The organism is Arthrobacter sp. ATA002 (assembly GCF_026898095.1).
Lineage (GTDB): Bacteria > Actinomycetota > Actinomycetes > Actinomycetales > Micrococcaceae > Arthrobacter_B.
Genome location: NZ_CP114015.1, coordinates 3691012 through 3707596, shown reverse-complemented (window position 1 = coordinate 3707596; position 16585 = coordinate 3691012). Strand labels below are relative to the sequence as shown.

At 66.1% G+C, this 16585-nt stretch carries 9 protein-coding genes and 6 pseudogenes; 11 read left to right on the top strand and 4 right to left on the bottom strand.

Annotation, left to right across the window (positions count from 1 at the left end; translation table 11 throughout):
• The first annotated feature begins 168 nt into the window (after positions 1–168).
• Together OL239_RS18165 and OL239_RS18160 are read left to right on the top strand one after the other, a co-directional pair.
• Positions 169–1350, top strand: a complete 1182-nt coding sequence (locus OL239_RS18165; RefSeq protein WP_268910056.1) for a trans-sulfuration enzyme family protein — start codon at positions 169–171, stop codon at positions 1348–1350.
• A 9-nt stretch (positions 1351–1359) separates the two neighbouring features.
• The gene (locus tag OL239_RS18160; protein ID WP_268910055.1) at positions 1360–1680 is read left to right on the top strand and encodes a DUF2516 family protein; all 321 of its coding nucleotides are present in this window, start codon (positions 1360–1362) and stop codon (positions 1678–1680) included.
• Between the two features lie 49 nt (positions 1681–1729).
• Here the strand turns inward: OL239_RS18160 and OL239_RS18155 are convergent, their stop codons facing one another.
• Positions 1730–2452 carry a class I SAM-dependent methyltransferase gene (locus tag OL239_RS18155; RefSeq protein WP_442864175.1) on the bottom strand — a complete coding sequence of 241 codons (723 nt, stop codon included), beginning with the start codon at positions 2450–2452 and terminating at the stop codon, positions 1730–1732.
• Between the two features lie 150 nt (positions 2453–2602).
• On the opposite strand from OL239_RS18155, the gene OL239_RS18150 reads away from it, so the two are divergent.
• Positions 2603–3355: a phosphoglyceromutase gene (locus tag OL239_RS18150; protein ID WP_268911817.1), complete on the top strand. Its 753-nt coding sequence runs from the start codon at positions 2603–2605 to the stop codon at positions 3353–3355.
• Positions 3356–3441: 86 nt separating this feature from the next.
• Here the strand turns inward: OL239_RS18150 and phoU are convergent, their stop codons facing one another.
• On the bottom strand, positions 3442–4104 hold the full coding sequence (gene phoU, locus OL239_RS18145; protein ID WP_268910053.1) for a phosphate signaling complex protein PhoU: 663 nt from the start codon (positions 4102–4104) through the stop codon (positions 3442–3444).
• A gap of 194 nt (positions 4105–4298) precedes the next feature.
• Here phoU and OL239_RS18140 point away from each other — a divergent pair, with 194 nt between their 5' ends.
• Together OL239_RS18140 and OL239_RS18135 are read left to right on the top strand one after the other, a co-directional pair.
• On the top strand, positions 4299–5507 hold the full coding sequence (locus OL239_RS18140; RefSeq protein WP_268910052.1) for a sensor histidine kinase: 1209 nt from the start codon (positions 4299–4301) through the stop codon (positions 5505–5507).
• Positions 5504–6183, top strand: a pseudogene (locus OL239_RS18135) (response regulator). The gene OL239_RS18140 and the pseudogene OL239_RS18135 overlap by 4 nt, the downstream one beginning before the upstream one ends.
• 149 nt (positions 6184–6332) lie before the next feature.
• Here OL239_RS18135 and OL239_RS18130 read toward each other — a convergent pair.
• Positions 6333–6926, bottom strand: coding sequence for a hypothetical protein (locus OL239_RS18130; protein ID WP_268910051.1), 594 nt, complete (start codon positions 6924–6926; stop codon positions 6333–6335).
• 330 nt (positions 6927–7256) lie between these two features.
• Between OL239_RS18130 and OL239_RS18125 the strand changes: the two are divergent.
• From OL239_RS18125 to glgX, 6 genes and pseudogenes are all read left to right on the top strand, one after another.
• Positions 7257–7675: pseudogene (locus tag OL239_RS18125) on the top strand (CarD family transcriptional regulator).
• Positions 7676–7848: 173 nt separating this feature from the next.
• A complete protein-coding gene (ispD, locus tag OL239_RS18120; protein ID WP_268910050.1) occupies positions 7849–8610 on the top strand; it encodes a 2-C-methyl-D-erythritol 4-phosphate cytidylyltransferase in 762 nt (253 codons plus the stop codon).
• Positions 8611–8622: 12 nt separating this feature from the next.
• Positions 8623–9129 carry a 2-C-methyl-D-erythritol 2,4-cyclodiphosphate synthase gene (ispF, locus tag OL239_RS18115; protein WP_268911816.1) on the top strand — a complete coding sequence of 169 codons (507 nt, stop codon included), beginning with the start codon at positions 8623–8625 and terminating at the stop codon, positions 9127–9129.
• A 34-nt stretch (positions 9130–9163) separates the two neighbouring features.
• A pseudogene (gene cysS, locus OL239_RS18110) lies at positions 9164–10615 on the top strand (cysteine--tRNA ligase).
• Between the two features lie 144 nt (positions 10616–10759).
• Positions 10760–11761 (top strand): annotated as a pseudogene (rlmB, locus tag OL239_RS18105) (23S rRNA (guanosine(2251)-2'-O)-methyltransferase RlmB).
• A gap of 28 nt (positions 11762–11789) precedes the next feature.
• A pseudogene (glgX, locus tag OL239_RS20350) lies at positions 11790–13899 on the top strand (glycogen debranching protein GlgX).
• Here glgX and glgP read toward each other — a convergent pair.
• Positions 13896–16519 (bottom strand): annotated as a pseudogene (gene glgP, locus OL239_RS18095) (alpha-glucan family phosphorylase). The pseudogenes glgX and glgP sit on opposite strands and share 4 nt — an antisense overlap.
• Positions 16520–16585 lie beyond the last annotated feature (66 nt).

Here is a 16585-nt window from a genome sequence, read left to right as displayed (position 1 = left end):
CCCAGTCCAGCTGGGAAGCCGCTGGCGTGAAGCATGCTTTCGGGGCGGCGCCGGGTCACGGGCAGCGTACCGGAAGGGGCGGTGGCCGTGACGTGGGGGATTCCGCAACCTGCGGGTACGCGGCCGAAACAAAAGTCCCGGCACAGCGCCGCGCATTAGGCTGGGGGCATGATGCAAGCGCCGAAGAGCTCCTCCACCGCGAACCTTTCCCCCGAGACCGTAGTGGTGGCTGCCGGCCGCCCTCCGCGGGAACCGGATGCGCCGGTCAATCCGCCGATCGTGCTTTCGTCCACTTTTCACGGGGCGGGGGTTCCGGCTCCGGACGAACGGGTGTACGGCCGCTTTTCCAACCCCACGTGGGACCCTTTCGAAACGGCGCTTTCCGAGCTCGAGGGTGCAGCGCTGCCGGGGCTGGTCTTTTCCTCCGGGCTGGCGGCAGTGGCCTCGGCCCTCTCCCTGATTCCCACCGGGGGAATCCTGGTGATGCCCCGGCACAGTTATCAGGGTTCCTTGCTCCTGGCCGCCGGTGAGGCTGACAACGGGCGCTTCACGGTCCGCACCGTGGACATAGCGGACACCGAACAGGTGATCGCGGCTCTGCAGGGCTCCGGCGCCGAATCCGGCGCTGCACGGCCCGCAGACATGCTGTGGATTGAAAGCCCCACCAACCCCATGCTTGAGGTCGCCGAGATCGAGGTGCTGACTCACGCTGCACATGACATCGGCGCGCTGGTGGTGGCGGACAACACGTTCTCCACGCCGCTGGTCACCCGGCCGCTGGAGCTGGGCGCCGACGTCGTGCTCCACTCGGTGACAAAGTACCTGGCCGGGCATTCCGACGTGGTGCTTGGCGCACTGGTTACCTCCGACGGGGAACTGCGCGGCCGCCTGCACAGTTACCGCTCCCTGCACGGCGCCATTGCGGGTCCCTTCGAGGTGTGGCTGGCGCTGCGCGGTTTACGGACACTTGCCCTCCGGGTGGAGCGCTCGCAGGCCACCGCCGCGCTGCTGGCGCAGCGGCTGCTGGATCATCCGGCAGTGGAGGCGGTCCGCTACCCGGGCCTGCCCGGAGACGCCGGCCATGAGCGGGCTGCCAAGCAGATGGAAGGGTTCGGGTCCATTCTTTGCATTGAAGTGGCCGGCGGCGCTGCGGCAGCGGAAGCGGTAGCGGAGAACGTGCGCCTGTGGCTTCCGGCCACGTCGCTGGGCGGGGTGGAATCCCTGATTGAGAGGAGGCGGCGCCAGCCCGGCGAACCGGCCTCGGTACCCGGGAACCTGCTGCGGCTGTCGGTGGGCATTGAGCACGCCGAAGACCTCTGGGCTGACCTCACGCAGGCGCTGGCACGGTAGGCTGAAACAGTGATTTACGTCTTCCTTCTTGAGCCGTTGTTTTACCAGGCCCTGGGCCTGGCCACGCTGGTGATCGCGCTCTGGGCGTTTTCCGATGCCGTGCGGCGCAAGCCCGCCGTTTTTGAAGCCACCGGGAAACGGACCAAGGGTTTCTGGATGGGCATGACGGGAGCCGGCATTGCCGTGGGGATCCTTGGCACGCTGAGCCCGGGCGCGCTCCTGCCGCTCACACTCGCAGGACTCGTGGCGGCGTGTGTTTACCTGGCAGACGTCAAGCCCTCGGTCAGCGGCTCCGGCCGCGGCTCCGCCGGCCCCTACGGGGGCTGGTAGCCGAAACCGGGTTTCGGGCGCAGAGTAACGGCCCGGGTGCCGGCCTGCCTCAGGCCGGTGCGACGGCGTCCCACGCCACGGTGATTTCGCCCAGCCGCCACCGGGCCGGTCCGGTGAGCAGGGGCCAGCCCGCAGCCATCAGCGCAGCGCACATTGCCAGCCAGCGCTGCCGGTTTCCGTAGGAAGCCTGTGGAGCTGCCTGAATCCATGCGGTGTCCATAGCCTGGAGCAGGGCGTGGACTTTCTCGCCCGGAACATTGCGGTGAATGAGCGCCTTGGGCAGCCGTTCCGCCACGTCCGACGGCAGTTCGAAGGCGCCGAACCGCACTGAAATGCTCAGCGACACGGGCCCGTCCGGGTTCAGCTCCACCCACGTGGAGCGCCGGCCAATTTCATCGCAGGTCCCGTCGACGAAGATTCCGCCGTCCGCCAGCCGCGACCGGACCATGTCCCAGTGGGCTCCGTACTCCTCCTCGGAGTACTGGCGCAGCACATTGAACGCGCGCACCATCACCGGCCGGCGTCCGTCCACCGGCAGTTCGAATCCACCCTGCCGGAAGGACAGCCCGTCCCGCTCCAGCGCCTTGGCCGACCGGACCCGGGCGGGGTCGATCTCAATGCCCACGACGTCGATGTCGGGGCGGACGCGCCCAAGCCGGGTATGGAGTTCGACGGCGGTGGTGGGAGCGGCGCCGTACCCAAGGTCAATGATGAGCGGGTCCGCAGCCCGCCGCAGCCGCCAGCCCTGCGGACCGGCGAGCCAGCGGTCCACACGCCGCAACCTGTTCGGGTTTGTAGTGCCCCTGGTCACATTTCCTACGGCTTTTTGCGGTTTTTGCACCAAACAATTTTACGGGCCGGGTAAGACTCCTCAGGACGCGGGCCCTGCCCCGGCAACGGGTCCTCCGTTACCATGACTTATATGACTTACAAACTGATCCTTCTGCGCCACGGCCAGAGCGAATGGAATGAAAAGAACCTCTTCACCGGCTGGGTGGACGTGGATCTGACGGACCTTGGCCGGGCTGAAGCCCTCCGCGGCGGCGAGCTGCTGGTGGAAGCCGGCATCCTGCCCGACATCCTGTACACCTCGCGTCTGCAGCGGGCCATCAACACGGCCAACATCGCCCTGGGCGCAGCGGACCGCATCTGGATCGATGTAAAGCGCAGCTGGCGCCTGAACGAACGCCACTACGGCGCCCTCCAGGGCAAGGACAAAGCGCAGACCCTCGCGGAGTACGGCGAAGAGCAGTTCATGCTGTGGCGCCGTTCCTATGACACTCCGCCGCCGCCCCTGCCCGACGACAGCGACTTCTCCCAGGCCCACGATCCGCGGTATGCGGACCTGGCACAGGACGAGCTGCCCCGCACCGAGTGCCTCAAGGACGTTCTGGAGCGCTTCCTGCCGTACTGGGAGTCGGACATTTCGCAGGACATCAAGGCCGGGAAGACGGTCATGATCGCAGCGCACGGCAACTCCCTGCGCGCCCTGGTCAAGCACCTGGACGGCATCAGCGACGCCGATATCGCCGCCGTCAACATCCCCACCGGAATTCCGCTGGTCTATGAACTGGACGGAGATCTCAAGCCCGTGAAGGCCGGCGGCACCTACCTGGACCCGGAAGCTGCGGCAGCGTCCATCCAGGCCGTGGCAAACCAGGGCAAGAAGAAGTAGCTTTCCCATCCCGGACCACTGACGGGCAAGCAGAAAGGGCGGCCCCGCGGGGCCGCCCTTTTCCGGTTAACCTTTGATGCCGGCGCCTACCGGCTGGACTCCGACAGGGGCTGCCATTCCCCGGTGACCAAATAATTGACCTTGCGCGTCACGGAAACCCCATGGTCGGCGAAGCGCTCAAAATACCGGCTGGCCAGGGTCAGGTCCACTGTGCTGACCGCCGACACCTGCCAGTCCGGTGCCGCGACAGCCTTGAACACACCGGCGTGCAGCTCATTAATGCGTGAGTTGCAGGCGTAAATCTCGGTGCTGAGATCCAGGTTCCGCGTTTCCAGGAGTTCCGTGAGCAGCTCCGAAATGCGGATGTCCAGGCGGGCCATCTCGCTGAACGTGTCCACCATCGGTTCCGGAACCACCTGCTCCGGGTACCGCAGCCGCGCCAGCTGGGCGATATGCCGGGCCAGGTCGCCCATCCGCTCCAGCGATGCGCTCATCCTCAGGGAGCCCACAATCATCCGCAGGTCACTGGCCACGGGCCCCTGCAGAGCGAGGATGTCGATGGCGCGTTCGTCGAGGTCGTTCTGGAGGAAATCAATCCGCGCGTCGGCAGCAATCACATCCTGCGCCAGTTCGGTGTCGGCACCTTCGAAGGCGAGGGTGGCTTTCTGCATCGCTTCGGTGACGAGCTCGGAAATCTGGGTCAGCTCTTCGCCAATCTGATGAAGCTCGGCTTGAAAAACCTTACGCACTTCGGGTCCTTTCATTCGTGCAGCACTCGTCCAACATTCCCCAGCTGCCTGTCACAGCCGTATTGGCAGGATTTCAGCGAAGGGTTAACCATTGGGCATCTTCAGATGAACGTTAGTTTAACGCAGGGACTTATGCCACCGCGGGTCGCCCCGGCCCCCGCCCGTCAGCCTAAGCTAGGAGGGTGAATCCTGTATTGCTCGGCCTGGTAGCCGGAGTCCTCGGCCTGGCTGTGGGAGTGTTCGGCGTGCTTGCCTATGTTGCGAGCCGGCACCAGCGCCGTGAGATGGCCGGCGGTGACGAACCGGCCCTTCCCGACGGGGCCGCCGAGGTGCTGGCGGCCATCGGGCGGGCCTATATTGTCGTGGACGCGGTCGACGGCGTGGTCCGGGCCAGTCCCGGAGCCTACGCCTTCGGCCTGGTCCGCGGGCACACGCTCGTCCCGCCCGAACTGCTGGACCTCACGGCACGCGTGCGCCGCGACGGGGTCATCGAGGAACGCCAGCTGGAACTGCAGCGCGGCCCGCTGGGGCAGGGAAGCACCATCCTGCAGGTCCGGGTCTCCACGGTCGGAGAGGAGTACATCCTGATCCTGGCTGACGACCACACGGAAAGAGCACGCACCGAGGAAGTGCGCAACGACTTCGTCGCGAACGTGTCCCACGAGCTGAAAACTCCGGTGGGTGCCATCTCGCTGCTGGCAGAAGCGCTGGACGACGCCGCGGGGGACGAGGAGGCGGTCCGCCGCTTCGCCGCACGAATGAGCAAGGAATCGTCCCGGCTTACCGCCCTGGTGCAGGACATCATCGAACTGTCGCGCCTGCAGAGCACCGACATGGTGGACCGCGCCCGTGAGGTGGACATCAACCGGCTGGTGGCCGATGCCGTGGAGGCCAACCGGTTGCCCGCGGAGAACCGGAACACGACGGTCGTCATCGGCGGCACCGTGGAGGGCTCCGTGTACGGTGACGCGAAAATGCTGACCACCGCTTTCCGCAACCTCATCGACAACGCCATCCGCTACGCGCCGGAGGGCAGCCGGGTAGGCGTGGGGCTGCGGTCCCGCGACGGTATGGCGCAGGTTTCCGTCACGGACCAGGGTCCGGGCATCCATCCGGATGACCAGGAACGGATTTTTGAGCGCTTTTACCGCGTCGACAGTGCACGGTCGCGCCATACGGGCGGAACCGGCCTGGGCCTGAGCATCGTCAAACACGTGGTCACCAACCACGGAGGCGAAATCAGCCTCTGGTCCCAGCCGGGTCAGGGATCCACCTTTACTGTTCGGCTGCCGGAAATGGAATCAGCGGACGCTGCACCGGCACGGCCGCAGCGCGCCGCGGCCGATACCGGAAGTAAGTCCGCTGCCGCCGGCGGCAGCCGGGAACAAGGAGTTCGTGCTTGAGCAGGATCCTGATAGTCGAAGACGAGGAGTCGTTCAGCGACCCCCTCGCCTACCTGCTGGGGCGAGAGGGATTCGAGGTCGCAGTGGTGGACAACGGCACTGACGCCGTGACCGAGTTTGACCGGCGCGGTGCCGATTTGATCCTGCTGGACCTGATGCTGCCTGGCCAGTCGGGAACCGAGGTCTGCCGGCAGATCCGGCAGCGCTCGGACGTCCCGGTCATCATGCTGACTGCCCTGGACGGGGAGATCGATAAGGTGGTCGGCCTGGAGATTGGTGCCGACGACTATGTCACCAAGCCCTACAGTTCCCGTGAACTGCTGGCCCGGATCCGGGCCGTCCTGCGCCGCCGCAGCGATGGCGGTGACCTGTCCGGCCCCACCGTGGAAGCGGGGCCGGTGCGGATGGACCTGGACCGGCATGTGGTCACCGTTAATGGGGCGGACATCCCGCTGCCGCTCAAAGAGTTTGAACTGCTGGAGATGCTGCTTCGCAACTCGGGCCGGGTGCTAACCAGGGCCAGCTGATCGAACGGATTTGGGGTGCCGACTATGTGGGCGACACCAAGACCCTTGATGTCCACGTCAAACGCCTGCGCGGGAAGATTGAACCGGATCCTTCCCTGCCCCGGCACCTGGTAACGGTGCGCGGGCTGGGCTACAAGTTCGAACCCTGACCCGGCAACAGCTCAGCCGGCGAAGCCGGCACGGAGCAGCGACGCCGGTCAGGGGTCATGAGCGCAGACAGAAAGAAGGGACCCGGCAGCTGCCGGGTCCCTTCGCATATCTTCTTGGGGTCCCGCCGCGCGTTGGCGCGGCCGGGAGCCTACTGTGATTCTGTGGGCTCCGTGGTGGCAGTGCCGGTGTCGACACCGGTGTCCTGCTGGACATCCGTGGCCTGATCGGAGGGAACCATGGTGGCGGTGTCCATCGGAGCCGGGGAAGGCGTCGGCAGGTACTCGCGGTAGTCCTCCAGCGTGCCGTCGACGACGGGAACGTTCAGCTCGACGGTTTCAGCTCCGTTGCTCGCATCGGCGCGGAGGCCGGTGCCCGGAAGGGTGTCGACGTTGGGAACAGTAACCGTGTCGGTTTGGGCATCCTCGAAGATGACCTTGTCACCGGATTCAATGGACCACTCCAGTGTGGTACCTCCCATTGCGAGGGAAAACTCGACATTCTCGGGGGAGGCGTTTACCACTGTCCCCAGCAGGCGGCCGGCTTCGCCGTCACCGTTGCTGACCACCAGGAGGTTTCGCAGCTCCACCTCGCCGACGTTCTCGACGATGCCGTCCGACGGCGAGTATTCGCGCACCGTTGCCTGCTCGTTCACTGCGCTGCAGCTGGAGACTCCCAGTACGGCCAGCGCAATTACACCGGCGGCAGCTGCGCGCTGCGCCCGGTTCTTGGGTGTGAATCTCACAGCACAAAACTCCTGGGGTATTGCGGTCTTGCGACCGAAGGCTATCTTTTGTGCCTAGCCTATCGGCAAACGGTCTAAATGTTGGATTTCGGGCCGTCAACGGGGGTCGCGAAACGGGCGTCTGCCAGACCATCGCCGCAGGTGGGGGCATGGACCGGGCCCCGAATAATACCTAGGCGGATCATGATCCGGCACCTGACCTGCGAAAACTCTTCTCGGCGTGTCGCACACATGGTAAACTAGAGGCTGGGAAAGGGGAAAGTCCACATGGTTTTTGAGGTTGGCGAAACAGTTGTTTACCCTCACCACGGTGCCGCGAAGATCGAAGAGATCAAGATGCGGACCATCAAGGGCGAAGAGAAGATGTATCTCAAGCTTAAGGTGGCACAGGGTGATCTGACCATAGAAGTACCGGCTGAGAACGTCGATCTCGTTGGGGTGCGCGATGTGGTGGGCAAAGAAGGTCTGGAGCACGTGTTCGACGTGCTGCGGGCCGAGCTCACTGAAGAGCCCACCAACTGGTCGCGCCGGTACAAGGCGAACCTGGAGAAGCTTGCGTCCGGTGACGTGGTGAAGGTGGCAGAGGTCGTTCGTGACCTGTGGCGCCGCGACCACGACCGCGGACTTTCTGCAGGGAAAAGCGGATGCTTGCAAAAGCCCGCCAGATTCTGATTTCGGAACTGGCACTGGCCGAAAAAACGGATGAAGACCAGGCCGCAGTTGTCCTGGACAAGGTTCTGGCAAGCTAACGCAGTAGAAAACAACGGCACAACACGAACGCAGCACAACGGCACGCTGCCGGTCCTTAGGGGCCGGCATTTTGTCGTTAGCGGGGGCGATAACCGGAGAGACCCTAGCAGTGGTACCGGCAGGCGCAGGCCGGCCGGGGCCGCCTGGGCCTCCCGGGCATTAGGCTGGAGGGGTGTCTTCAACAGTTTCCCGCCGGCGGATCGGCGTCATCCTCGTAGCAGGCGGTTCAGGGCAGCGGCTGGGCTACGGCGTGCCCAAAGCCCAGGTGCCCCTGGCCGGCGTCGCGCTCCTTGCCCACGCGCTTCAGGGAGTCCAGGACGCTGGAATTGCCGCGGCCGTGGCCGTCGCCGTTCCCGCCGGGGACACCATCATGCACGCCCTGTGCCGGGACGCAAAGCTCACCGTTCCCTGCACTGTCGTCGAGGGCGGGGCAACCCGCTCGGCGTCTGTCCGCGCGGCGCTGGATGCCCTGCCGCAGGATCTCGACGCCGTCCTGGTGCACGACGCCGCGCGGGCACTGACGCCGCCGGAGGTCTTCAGGCGGGTCGCTGATGCGCTGGCGGCCGGCGCCGCGGCGGTCATCCCCGCCGTTCCCGTCACCGACACGATCAAGAGCACCGAGGAAACGGCTGACGGCCAAACCGCCGCAGCGCCCCGCCGGGTCACCGGCACCGCCGACCGGTCCGTGCTGCGTGCGGTCCAGACCCCGCAGGGATTCGACGCCGCACTGCTCCGCCGTGCGCACCGGGCCGTGGAGGATTTCAGCGCCGAGCAGGCCGCGGCGGTGACCGACGACGCCATGCTCGCCGAGTCCCTGGGCGCCGAGGTTTACGTTGTGGAGGGATCGGAACGCTCGCTCAAAATCACCACTCCGCTGGACCTCCTGCTTGCCGAAGCAGTGCTCGCCAGCGGACAGAAACTCCAGGAGGACTAGCCAGTGCCTGCAATGAACCTTCCCCGCACCGGTATTGGTGTTGACGTGCACGCCTTCGCTCCGGATGAGGCTCCCCGCCCGCTGTGGGTTGCCGGGCTGTTGTGGGACGGCGAACGCGGCCTGGCCGGCCACTCCGACGGGGATCCGGTGGCCCATGCAGCAGCGGATGCCCTGTTCTCCGCCGCGGGACTTGGCGACCTCGGAACACATTTTGGCACTGACAGGCCCGAGTATGCCGGCGCTTCCGGACTCTCCCTGCTGGAGGAAGCGGCCCGGATCGTGCGCGGTGCCGGATTCGAGATCGGGAATGTGGCGGTGCAGCTGATCGGTAACCGGCCCAAATTCGCTCCCCGCCGTGCCGAGGCCGAAGCCATCCTCAGCGGAGCGGCCGGGGCCCCGGTGAGCATTTCGGCTACGACCACCGACGGGCTGGGCTTCACCGGACGCGGCGAGGGAATCGCCGCGGTCGCCACCGCCGTCGTCGTGCAGGTGCAAAACCCGCTGCCGCCCGGCAGTTGAGCCCGCAGGCGCCGCCAAGCGATAGCCTAGAGCGGTGAGCTTGAGATTCTATGACACCGCAACTGCGCAGGTCCGCGACTTCGTTCCCCTCAAACCGGGCGAGGTGAGTCTGTACTACTGCGGCGCCACTGTGCAGGGCAGGCCGCACGTGGGACACATCCGTTCCGCCATTGTGTTCGACCAGCTCACCCGGTGGCTGCAGTTCCGCGGCTACCGGGTCACCACGGTCCGCAACGTCACCGACATTGACGACAAGATCCTGGCCAAGTCCGCCGACTCCGTGGGCGCCGAACCAAGTGCCGACGTCGTGCCCGATGAACAGTGGTGGGCGCTGGCCTACCGGTTTGAACAGGAGTTCGCCAAGGCTTACGACACCCTGGGCGTTCAGCGGCCCACCTATGAGCCCCGCGCCACCGGCCATATTCCGGAAATGCACGCGCTGATCGCCCGGCTGATCGAAGCCGGCCATGCCTATCCCGCACTGGACGACTCCGGGGACGTCTACTTCGACGTCCGTTCCTGGGACAAATACGGTTCACTGACGCGGCAGAACATTGACGACATGCAGGCAGCGCCCGACGCCGGCCCCCGGGGCAAGCACGATCCGCGCGACTTCGCGCTGTGGAAGGGCCACAAGGACGGCGAGCCCGGAGCGCCGCCTGGGACAGCCCCTGGGGCAGGGGCCGGCCCGGCTGGCACCTGGAATGCTCGGCCATGGTCACCAAATACCTCGGCCCGCAGTTCGACATCCACGGCGGCGGCCTGGACCTGCGCTTCCCGCACCACGAAAACGAGATGGCCCAGTCGCAGGCCGCCGGTGACGGTTTCGCCAACTTCTGGATGCACAACGGCATGGTCACCTTCGAAGGCGAGAAGATGTCCAAGTCGATCGGCAACACGGTCAGTCCGTCGGAAATGCTGGCCGAAGCTCCGCCGCGGGTGGTGCGTTACTACCTGGGCCAGGCACACTACCGTTCGGTGCTGGACTACCGTCCCACCTCCCTGCAGGAAGCCGCAGCCGCCGTCGAACGCATTGACGGATTCATCGGCAAGGCACGGGGAAGGTCTACGGCACCGGCGGCCAGGGCTTCGTGGTGAGCAGCTCATCGATGCCGGCAGCCTTCGCCGAGGCAATGGACGACGACCTCAACGTGCCCCAGGCGCTGGCCGTACTGCATGACACCGTCCGCGCCGGCAACACTGCCCTGGCAAGGGCGACCCCGAAGCGGTCCGGGAGGCCCTTCACTCGGTGCTCGCTATGACGCAGGCGCTGGGACTGGACGCGGTGCAGCAGCCCAAAGGCTCCGCCGGACCTGAACACCGGGCCCTGGACACCCTCGTCCAGCGGCAGCTGCAGCAGCGGCTCGATGCCCGCGCCGCGAAAGACTGGGCTCGGGCCGACGCCATCCGTGATGCGCTGGCCCAGGCCGGCATCGCGGTGGAGGACACGCCCGACGGCGCCCGCTGGAGCCTGGCCGAAAGCTGACGGCCGCGGAACAGTGCGGCGGTGATCGGCGCGGTTTCGGACGGAATTTTGCCGTGGGAGTACACTTGCGGGCGTGGACAGCGGACGCCCGGGAGCCTGCGTAAACTAGAAGTAATGCTTTCTTCTAGGTTTAAGGTGTAATCGATGGCCAACAACGGACGTCCCGGCGCAATGCGTAAAGCCAAAGGGCCCCAGCGGGGGCACCGGTGGATTGGGCCGCAAGGCCCTTGAGGGCAAAGGACCCACACCCAAGGCTGAAGAACGCCCCTACCACAAGGCATATAAGAACAAGCAGCTGGCAGAACGCTCCGCGGCCAAGCGCGGCGGCGATACCCGCGATTCCCGTGCCGCCGGCGGGCGCAATGGGACCAATGTCCGCGGCAAGGTGGCGGAGGAAGTTGTTACCGGCCGCAACTCGGTAGTCGAGGCGCTGCGGGCCGGCATCCCCGCCAAGGCGCTGCACGTCGCGGTGCGGATCGACATGGACGACCGTGTCCGTGAGTCCCTGAAGATGGCGGCGGACCGCGGCCTGCCCGTCATGGAAACGCACAAGCCCGAGCTGGACCGGATGACCAACGAGGCTGTCCACCAGGGCCTCGTGCTGCAGATCCCGCCGTACGACTACGCGGACCCGATGGACCTGGCACAGGAAACCCTCGAGGCCTGGAAAAAGGCCACGTCCGCAACGCGCCGCTGTTCGTGGCGCTGGACGGCATCACCGACCCGCGCAACCTCGGAGCAATCATCCGCTCGGCATCCGCGTTCAGCGCCCACGGCGTTATTGTGCCGGAACGGCGTGCCGTGGGAATGACCGCATCCGCCTGGAAGACCAGTGCCGGTGCTGCCGTCCGCGTGCCGGTGGCCCGCGCCGGAAACCTGAACAATGCCCTGAAGGCCTTCAAGAAGATGGGCATCTTTGTGGTGGGTCTGGACGGGGACGGCGATGTGTCGCTGCCCAATACTGTTCTGGCCAAGGACCCGATCTGCATTGTTGTCGGCTCCGAGGGCAAGGGCCTGTCCCGGCTGGTGCGGGAGAACTGCGATCAGATCGTTTCCATTCCCATTGATTCGGCGATGGAATCACTGAACGCCTCCATGGCTGTAGGCATCAGCCTGTACGAGATATCACGGCAGCGTTCCGCCTGATTTCCGGCGGAGTCATCCGAGAGGCAGCATGGCACACCTGATTGGTGATCCACAGGGCCAGGCCGCCGCACGGCGGGTATCCCGGCCCTTCCCCCTGGGCGTACGGAACGCGGTTCCCGGAATCGACGAGGTGCCGGGAACAGCCAACGTGTCCGTCTATGCTCCCGGCCTGCCCGCGGTGGAAATCCACTTCGAGAAGGCTCCGGGAGTCTGGGCCAGCGGAGCCCTGGACGAATCAGCGGCCGGAATCCACCACGGCCGGGTCACCGGGCTGTCCTATGGGGCCCGCTACGGGTTCTGGCCGCGGGGGAAGGCCCTGCCCGGCGAGCCGGGGACATTTCAGCTGCTGCTGGACCCGTACGGGCGGGGCATAGACGAGGTGCCGGCGGCCGGCGGCATGCCGCTGTTCTTTTCCGTCCACGTGGACGGGTCCTTCGACTGGGGCTCATCGCCGCAGCCGCACATTCCCTGGCGTGACACCGTCATTTATGAAGCCCATGTGCGCGGGCAGACCATGCTGCATCCGGATATCCCGGCGGAACTGCGGGGAACCTATGCCGGTTTCGGACATCCGGCCATGGTGGACTATCTCCGCCGGCTCGGCGTGACCGCAGTACAGCTGCTGCCCATCCACTTCCACGCCGACGAGGCGCATCTGCGGCAGCTCGGCCTGCCCAACTACTGGGGCTACAACACGCTGGGTTTCTTCGCCCCGCATGCTGCCTACGCCACCCGTGCAGCGCAGGAAGCCGGCGCCAAGGCAGTGCAGGACGAAGTCAAGACGATGATCCGTTCCCTGCACGACGCCGGCCTGGAAGTCATCCTGGACGTCGTCTTCAACCACACGGCAGAAGGGGAAAAGACCAGCCTGCCTTGAGCTGGCGCGGGCTGGGCGACGAACAGTATTACCGCCACGACGCCGAAGGACGGTACGTCGACACCACCGGGTGCGGCAATACGCTGGATTTCAGCGAACCGCGGGTGATCCAAATGGCCCTGGACTCGCTGCGGTACTGGGTTTCGGAGTACCGCGTGGACGGCTTCCGCTTCGACCTCGCGCCCGCCCTTTGCCGCGGCGCCGACGGACGGTTCGACCGGCGCCACCCCTTCCTTATCGCGCTGGCCGCCGATCCTGTGCTCAACGGGACCAAACTCATTGCCGAACCCTGGGACATCGGTCCGGACGGATGGCAGACCGGCAACTTTCCCCCGGATGGGCTGACTGGAACGACCGGTTCCGGGACACCACCAGGGACTTTTGGCTGCGGGACCAGGCGGCCCTGGCTGCCGGCGGCACAGGCGGTTCGGTGGCTCGGATTGCCGGCTCGCTGGCCGGGTCCGCCGACCTTTTCGCCGGGTCCGGGCGCACCACGCTGTCTTCCATCAATTTTGTGACGGCCCACGACGGTTTTCCGCTGGCGGACCTGACTGCCTACGAGCACAAGCACAATGAGGCCAACGGAGAAGGCAACCGGGACGGGAGTAACGAGAACCGCAGCTACAACCACGGAGCGGAGGGGCCCACCGGAGACCGGGACATCACGCAGCGGCGCGCGCAGACCGCACGAAACATCATGGCCACCCTGCTGATGTCCCTCGGCGTGCCGATGATCACCGCCGGTGATGAGCTGGGGCGGACCCAGCAGGGGAACAACAACGCCTACTGCCAGGACAGTCCGCTCACCTGGATCAATTGGAACCTGACCCCCGGGGCGGAGCAGATGCTGACCTTCACCCGGAGCCTGCTGCGGCTGCGCCGCATGTTCCTGGCATCGCAGCCGTACCGGTTCCCCGCCGACTCTCAGGGAACCTCGCTGTTGTGGTTCGACGCCGACGGCCAGCCGATGGCGCAGGATCAATGGCAGGATTCCGCTACCCGCGTGGTCCAGCTGCTGGTCGGCTCCTCCGCCGGGGAGCTGAACGGGCTGTTCGTCCTCAACGGATCGCTGAAGGATACCGAGATTGTCCTGCCGGACGCTGAAGCCCTGCGCCGGTCCGGTGCCGTCCGCGACGAGGACCACTCCTACGAGCTGCTCCTGACCACGGCTGCCGGGAGCGGGGAACGCGCGGGTGAGCGGCGCCGCGGCGGCGAAAAGGACTCCCTTCCCGCCAACTCCGTCAGCCTGTACCGCGCCTAGGCGTTCGCCACCAGACCGAGTTCCGCCTTGGAAGCCAAACCGGAGTGCACCGGGAGCACGCGAACGGTGTAGCCGAACGGACCGGCCTGCTCAATGCCGATCGTGCCGGAAAACAGGTGACGTCCGGACCCCAGGTCCTCCGTCTGCTCCAGCTCAGCGCTGCGCGGGTCGCTGAGCTGGTCGTTCTCCAGGGCCTTGCCGTAAGCCACCTCGACGCGGACATCCTCCGGGCGGAGGGACCCCAGCGAAATGTAGGCCTGCACGGTGAGCTGGTCCCCAATCTGCGGGTCATCGCTGATGCCGATGGAATCCACATGTTCCACCGAGACCCCGGACCAGCCGTCGCGGATGCGGGTGATCCAGCCCGCCAGATCCTTAGCCGCCGCGAAACCGTCGGCGGAGGCTGCCCGGCCCGACTGCCCGGCCGGCCGGTACAGCCGGTTTACGTATTCCCGCAGCATGCGGTTCGCGGAGACTGCGGGCCCAAGATCGGCCAGTGTGTGCTTGACCATCTCCAGCCACCCGCTTGGCAGCCCGTCGGACAGCGCCGCTGACGGCCCGGCGGCACCTGCGTCGGCCGGAGGCTCCGTTCCGTAAAACAGGGGGTCACGGCGTTCTCCAAAAGGTCGTAGAGCGCCGCAGCCTCCAGATCATCGCGCTGGTCCGGGTTGTAGACCTCACGGGTATGCGCGCCCCTGGTGGGGTTGGCCGAGGGGATCGCCCAGCCGTTGTCGCCGTCGAACATCTCGTCCCACCAGCCGTCCAGGACGGACAGGTTCAGGCCGCCGTTGATCGCGGACTTCATCCCGGACGTTCCGGAAGCCTCCAGCGGGCGCAGCGGATTGTTCAGCCACACGTCACAGCCGGGGAACAGCGTCCGTGCCATGGCGATGTCGTAATTGGGCAGGAACACGATCCGGTGGCGGACCTCGGGATCATCGGTGAACCGCACAAGATCCTGGATCATCCGTTTGCCCTGCTCATCGGCCGGATGTGACTTTCCGGCCACCACTACCTGTATCGGCCGGGTGGGGTGCAGCAGCAGCGCCTTGAGGCGGGCGGGGTCGCGCAGCATCAGGGTCAGCCGCTTGTAGGTTGGCACGCGCCGGGCAAACCCGATGGTCAGCACGTCCGGATCCAGGACGTTCTCGGTCCAGGCCAGCTCAGGATCAGTGGCGCCGCGCTTGCGCCACGCCGCGCGAACCCGCCGGCGGACATCGGTGATCAGGTTCGAGCGCAGCCGCCGGCGCAGGTCCCACAGGTCCTGGTCGCTGATTTCGTAGGCGCGGCTCCAGTCGCGGTCGTGGACGGTGGCTACTCCAAATTTCTCGCTGGCCAGCTTGGTCACTTCCGGATCGACCCAGGACGGAACATGGACGCCGTTTGTCACCGAGGTGATCGGAACCTCCGAGACATCGAAGCCCGGCCACAGCCCGGAGAACATTTCGCGGGACACTTCCCCGTGCAGCTTGGCCACGCCGTTGGCCCGCTGTGCCAAACGCAGGCCCATCACCGCCATGTTGAACTTCGAAGGATCCCCGCCCTCATAGCTTTCAGCCCCGAGTCCCAGCACCTTGTCCGTCGGCACCGACTGCGCCAGCCCGGCACTGAAGAAATGCCGGATCTGAGCCTGGTCAAAGCGGTCGATCCCGGCAGGGACAGGCGTGTGGGTCGTGAAGACGGTATTGGAACGGCTGACCGTCAGGGCCTCTTCCCAACCCATGCCGGTATCCATGAGTTCCCGAATGCGCTCGACGCCCAGGAATCCGGCGTGGCCTTCATTGGTGTGGAAGACTTCGGGGCCGGCGGTACCGGACAGGCGTTCATACACGCGCAGCGCCTTCACCCCGCCCATGCCGAGCAGCAGTTCCTGCTGCAGCCGGTGGTCGCCGCCGCCGCCGTACAGGCGGTCCGTGATGCCGCGGGCGGCGTCGTCGTTGCCAATGACATCCGAATCCAGCAGCAGCAGGGGGACGCGGCCGACGTCGGCACGCCAGATCTGTGCGGAGAGCCGGCGGTTGTTGGGCAGCGGGAGGCTCACGCGGGCCGGCGTTCCGTCTTCTTCCCGCAGCAGCGTCAGCGGCAGCCCGTTGGGATCAAGGACGGGGTAGGTCTCCAGCTGCCATCCGTCGCGGGACAGTGCCTGCTTGAAGTAACCGGCCTGATAAAGGAGGCCGACGGCGATTAGCGGGACGCCCAGATCAGAGGCAGCCTTAAGATGGTCACCGGCGAGAATGCCCAGACCGCCGGAATACTGGGGCAGGACGGCGCTGATGCCGTACTCCGGAGAGAAATACGCCACCGACCGCGGCGCGTCCTCACCCAGGCTTTGATACCAGCGGGGAGCCTCCAGATAGGCATCCAGATCGGCGCCGAGTTCCTGGATCCGCTGCACGAGTCCGGCATCGGCCGCCATCTGTTCCAGGCTGACGCGGCTTACGGACCCGAGGAATTTCACCGGGTCCCGGCCGCTCGCGGCCCAGGCTGCCGGATCCAGATCGGCGAAGAGCCGCGTGGTGGGCTCATGCCAGGACCACCGCAGGTTGGAGGCCAGCTTACCCAGCGGCGCAATGGTGTCGGGGAGGACTGTTCGGACGGTAAACCTTCGAATTGCCTTCACCCCGGTTAGGCTAGCGCAAACCGGGTGCCAAAGGGGATGGATGAACCAAAGAATCGGACAAAAAAC

What these genes read in the sequence shown, in the direction of transcription:
- OL239_RS18165 (WP_268910056.1), top strand. Translation starts at nt 169, where the DNA reads ATGATGCAAGCGCCGAAGAGCTCCTCCACCGCGAACCTTTCCCCCGAG.
- OL239_RS18150 (WP_268911817.1), top strand. Translation starts at nt 2,603, where the DNA reads ATGACTTACAAACTGATCCTTCTGCGCCACGGCCAGAGCGAATGGAAT.
- ispF (WP_268911816.1), top strand. Translation starts at nt 8,623, where the DNA reads ATGAACCTTCCCCGCACCGGTATTGGTGTTGACGTGCACGCCTTCGCT.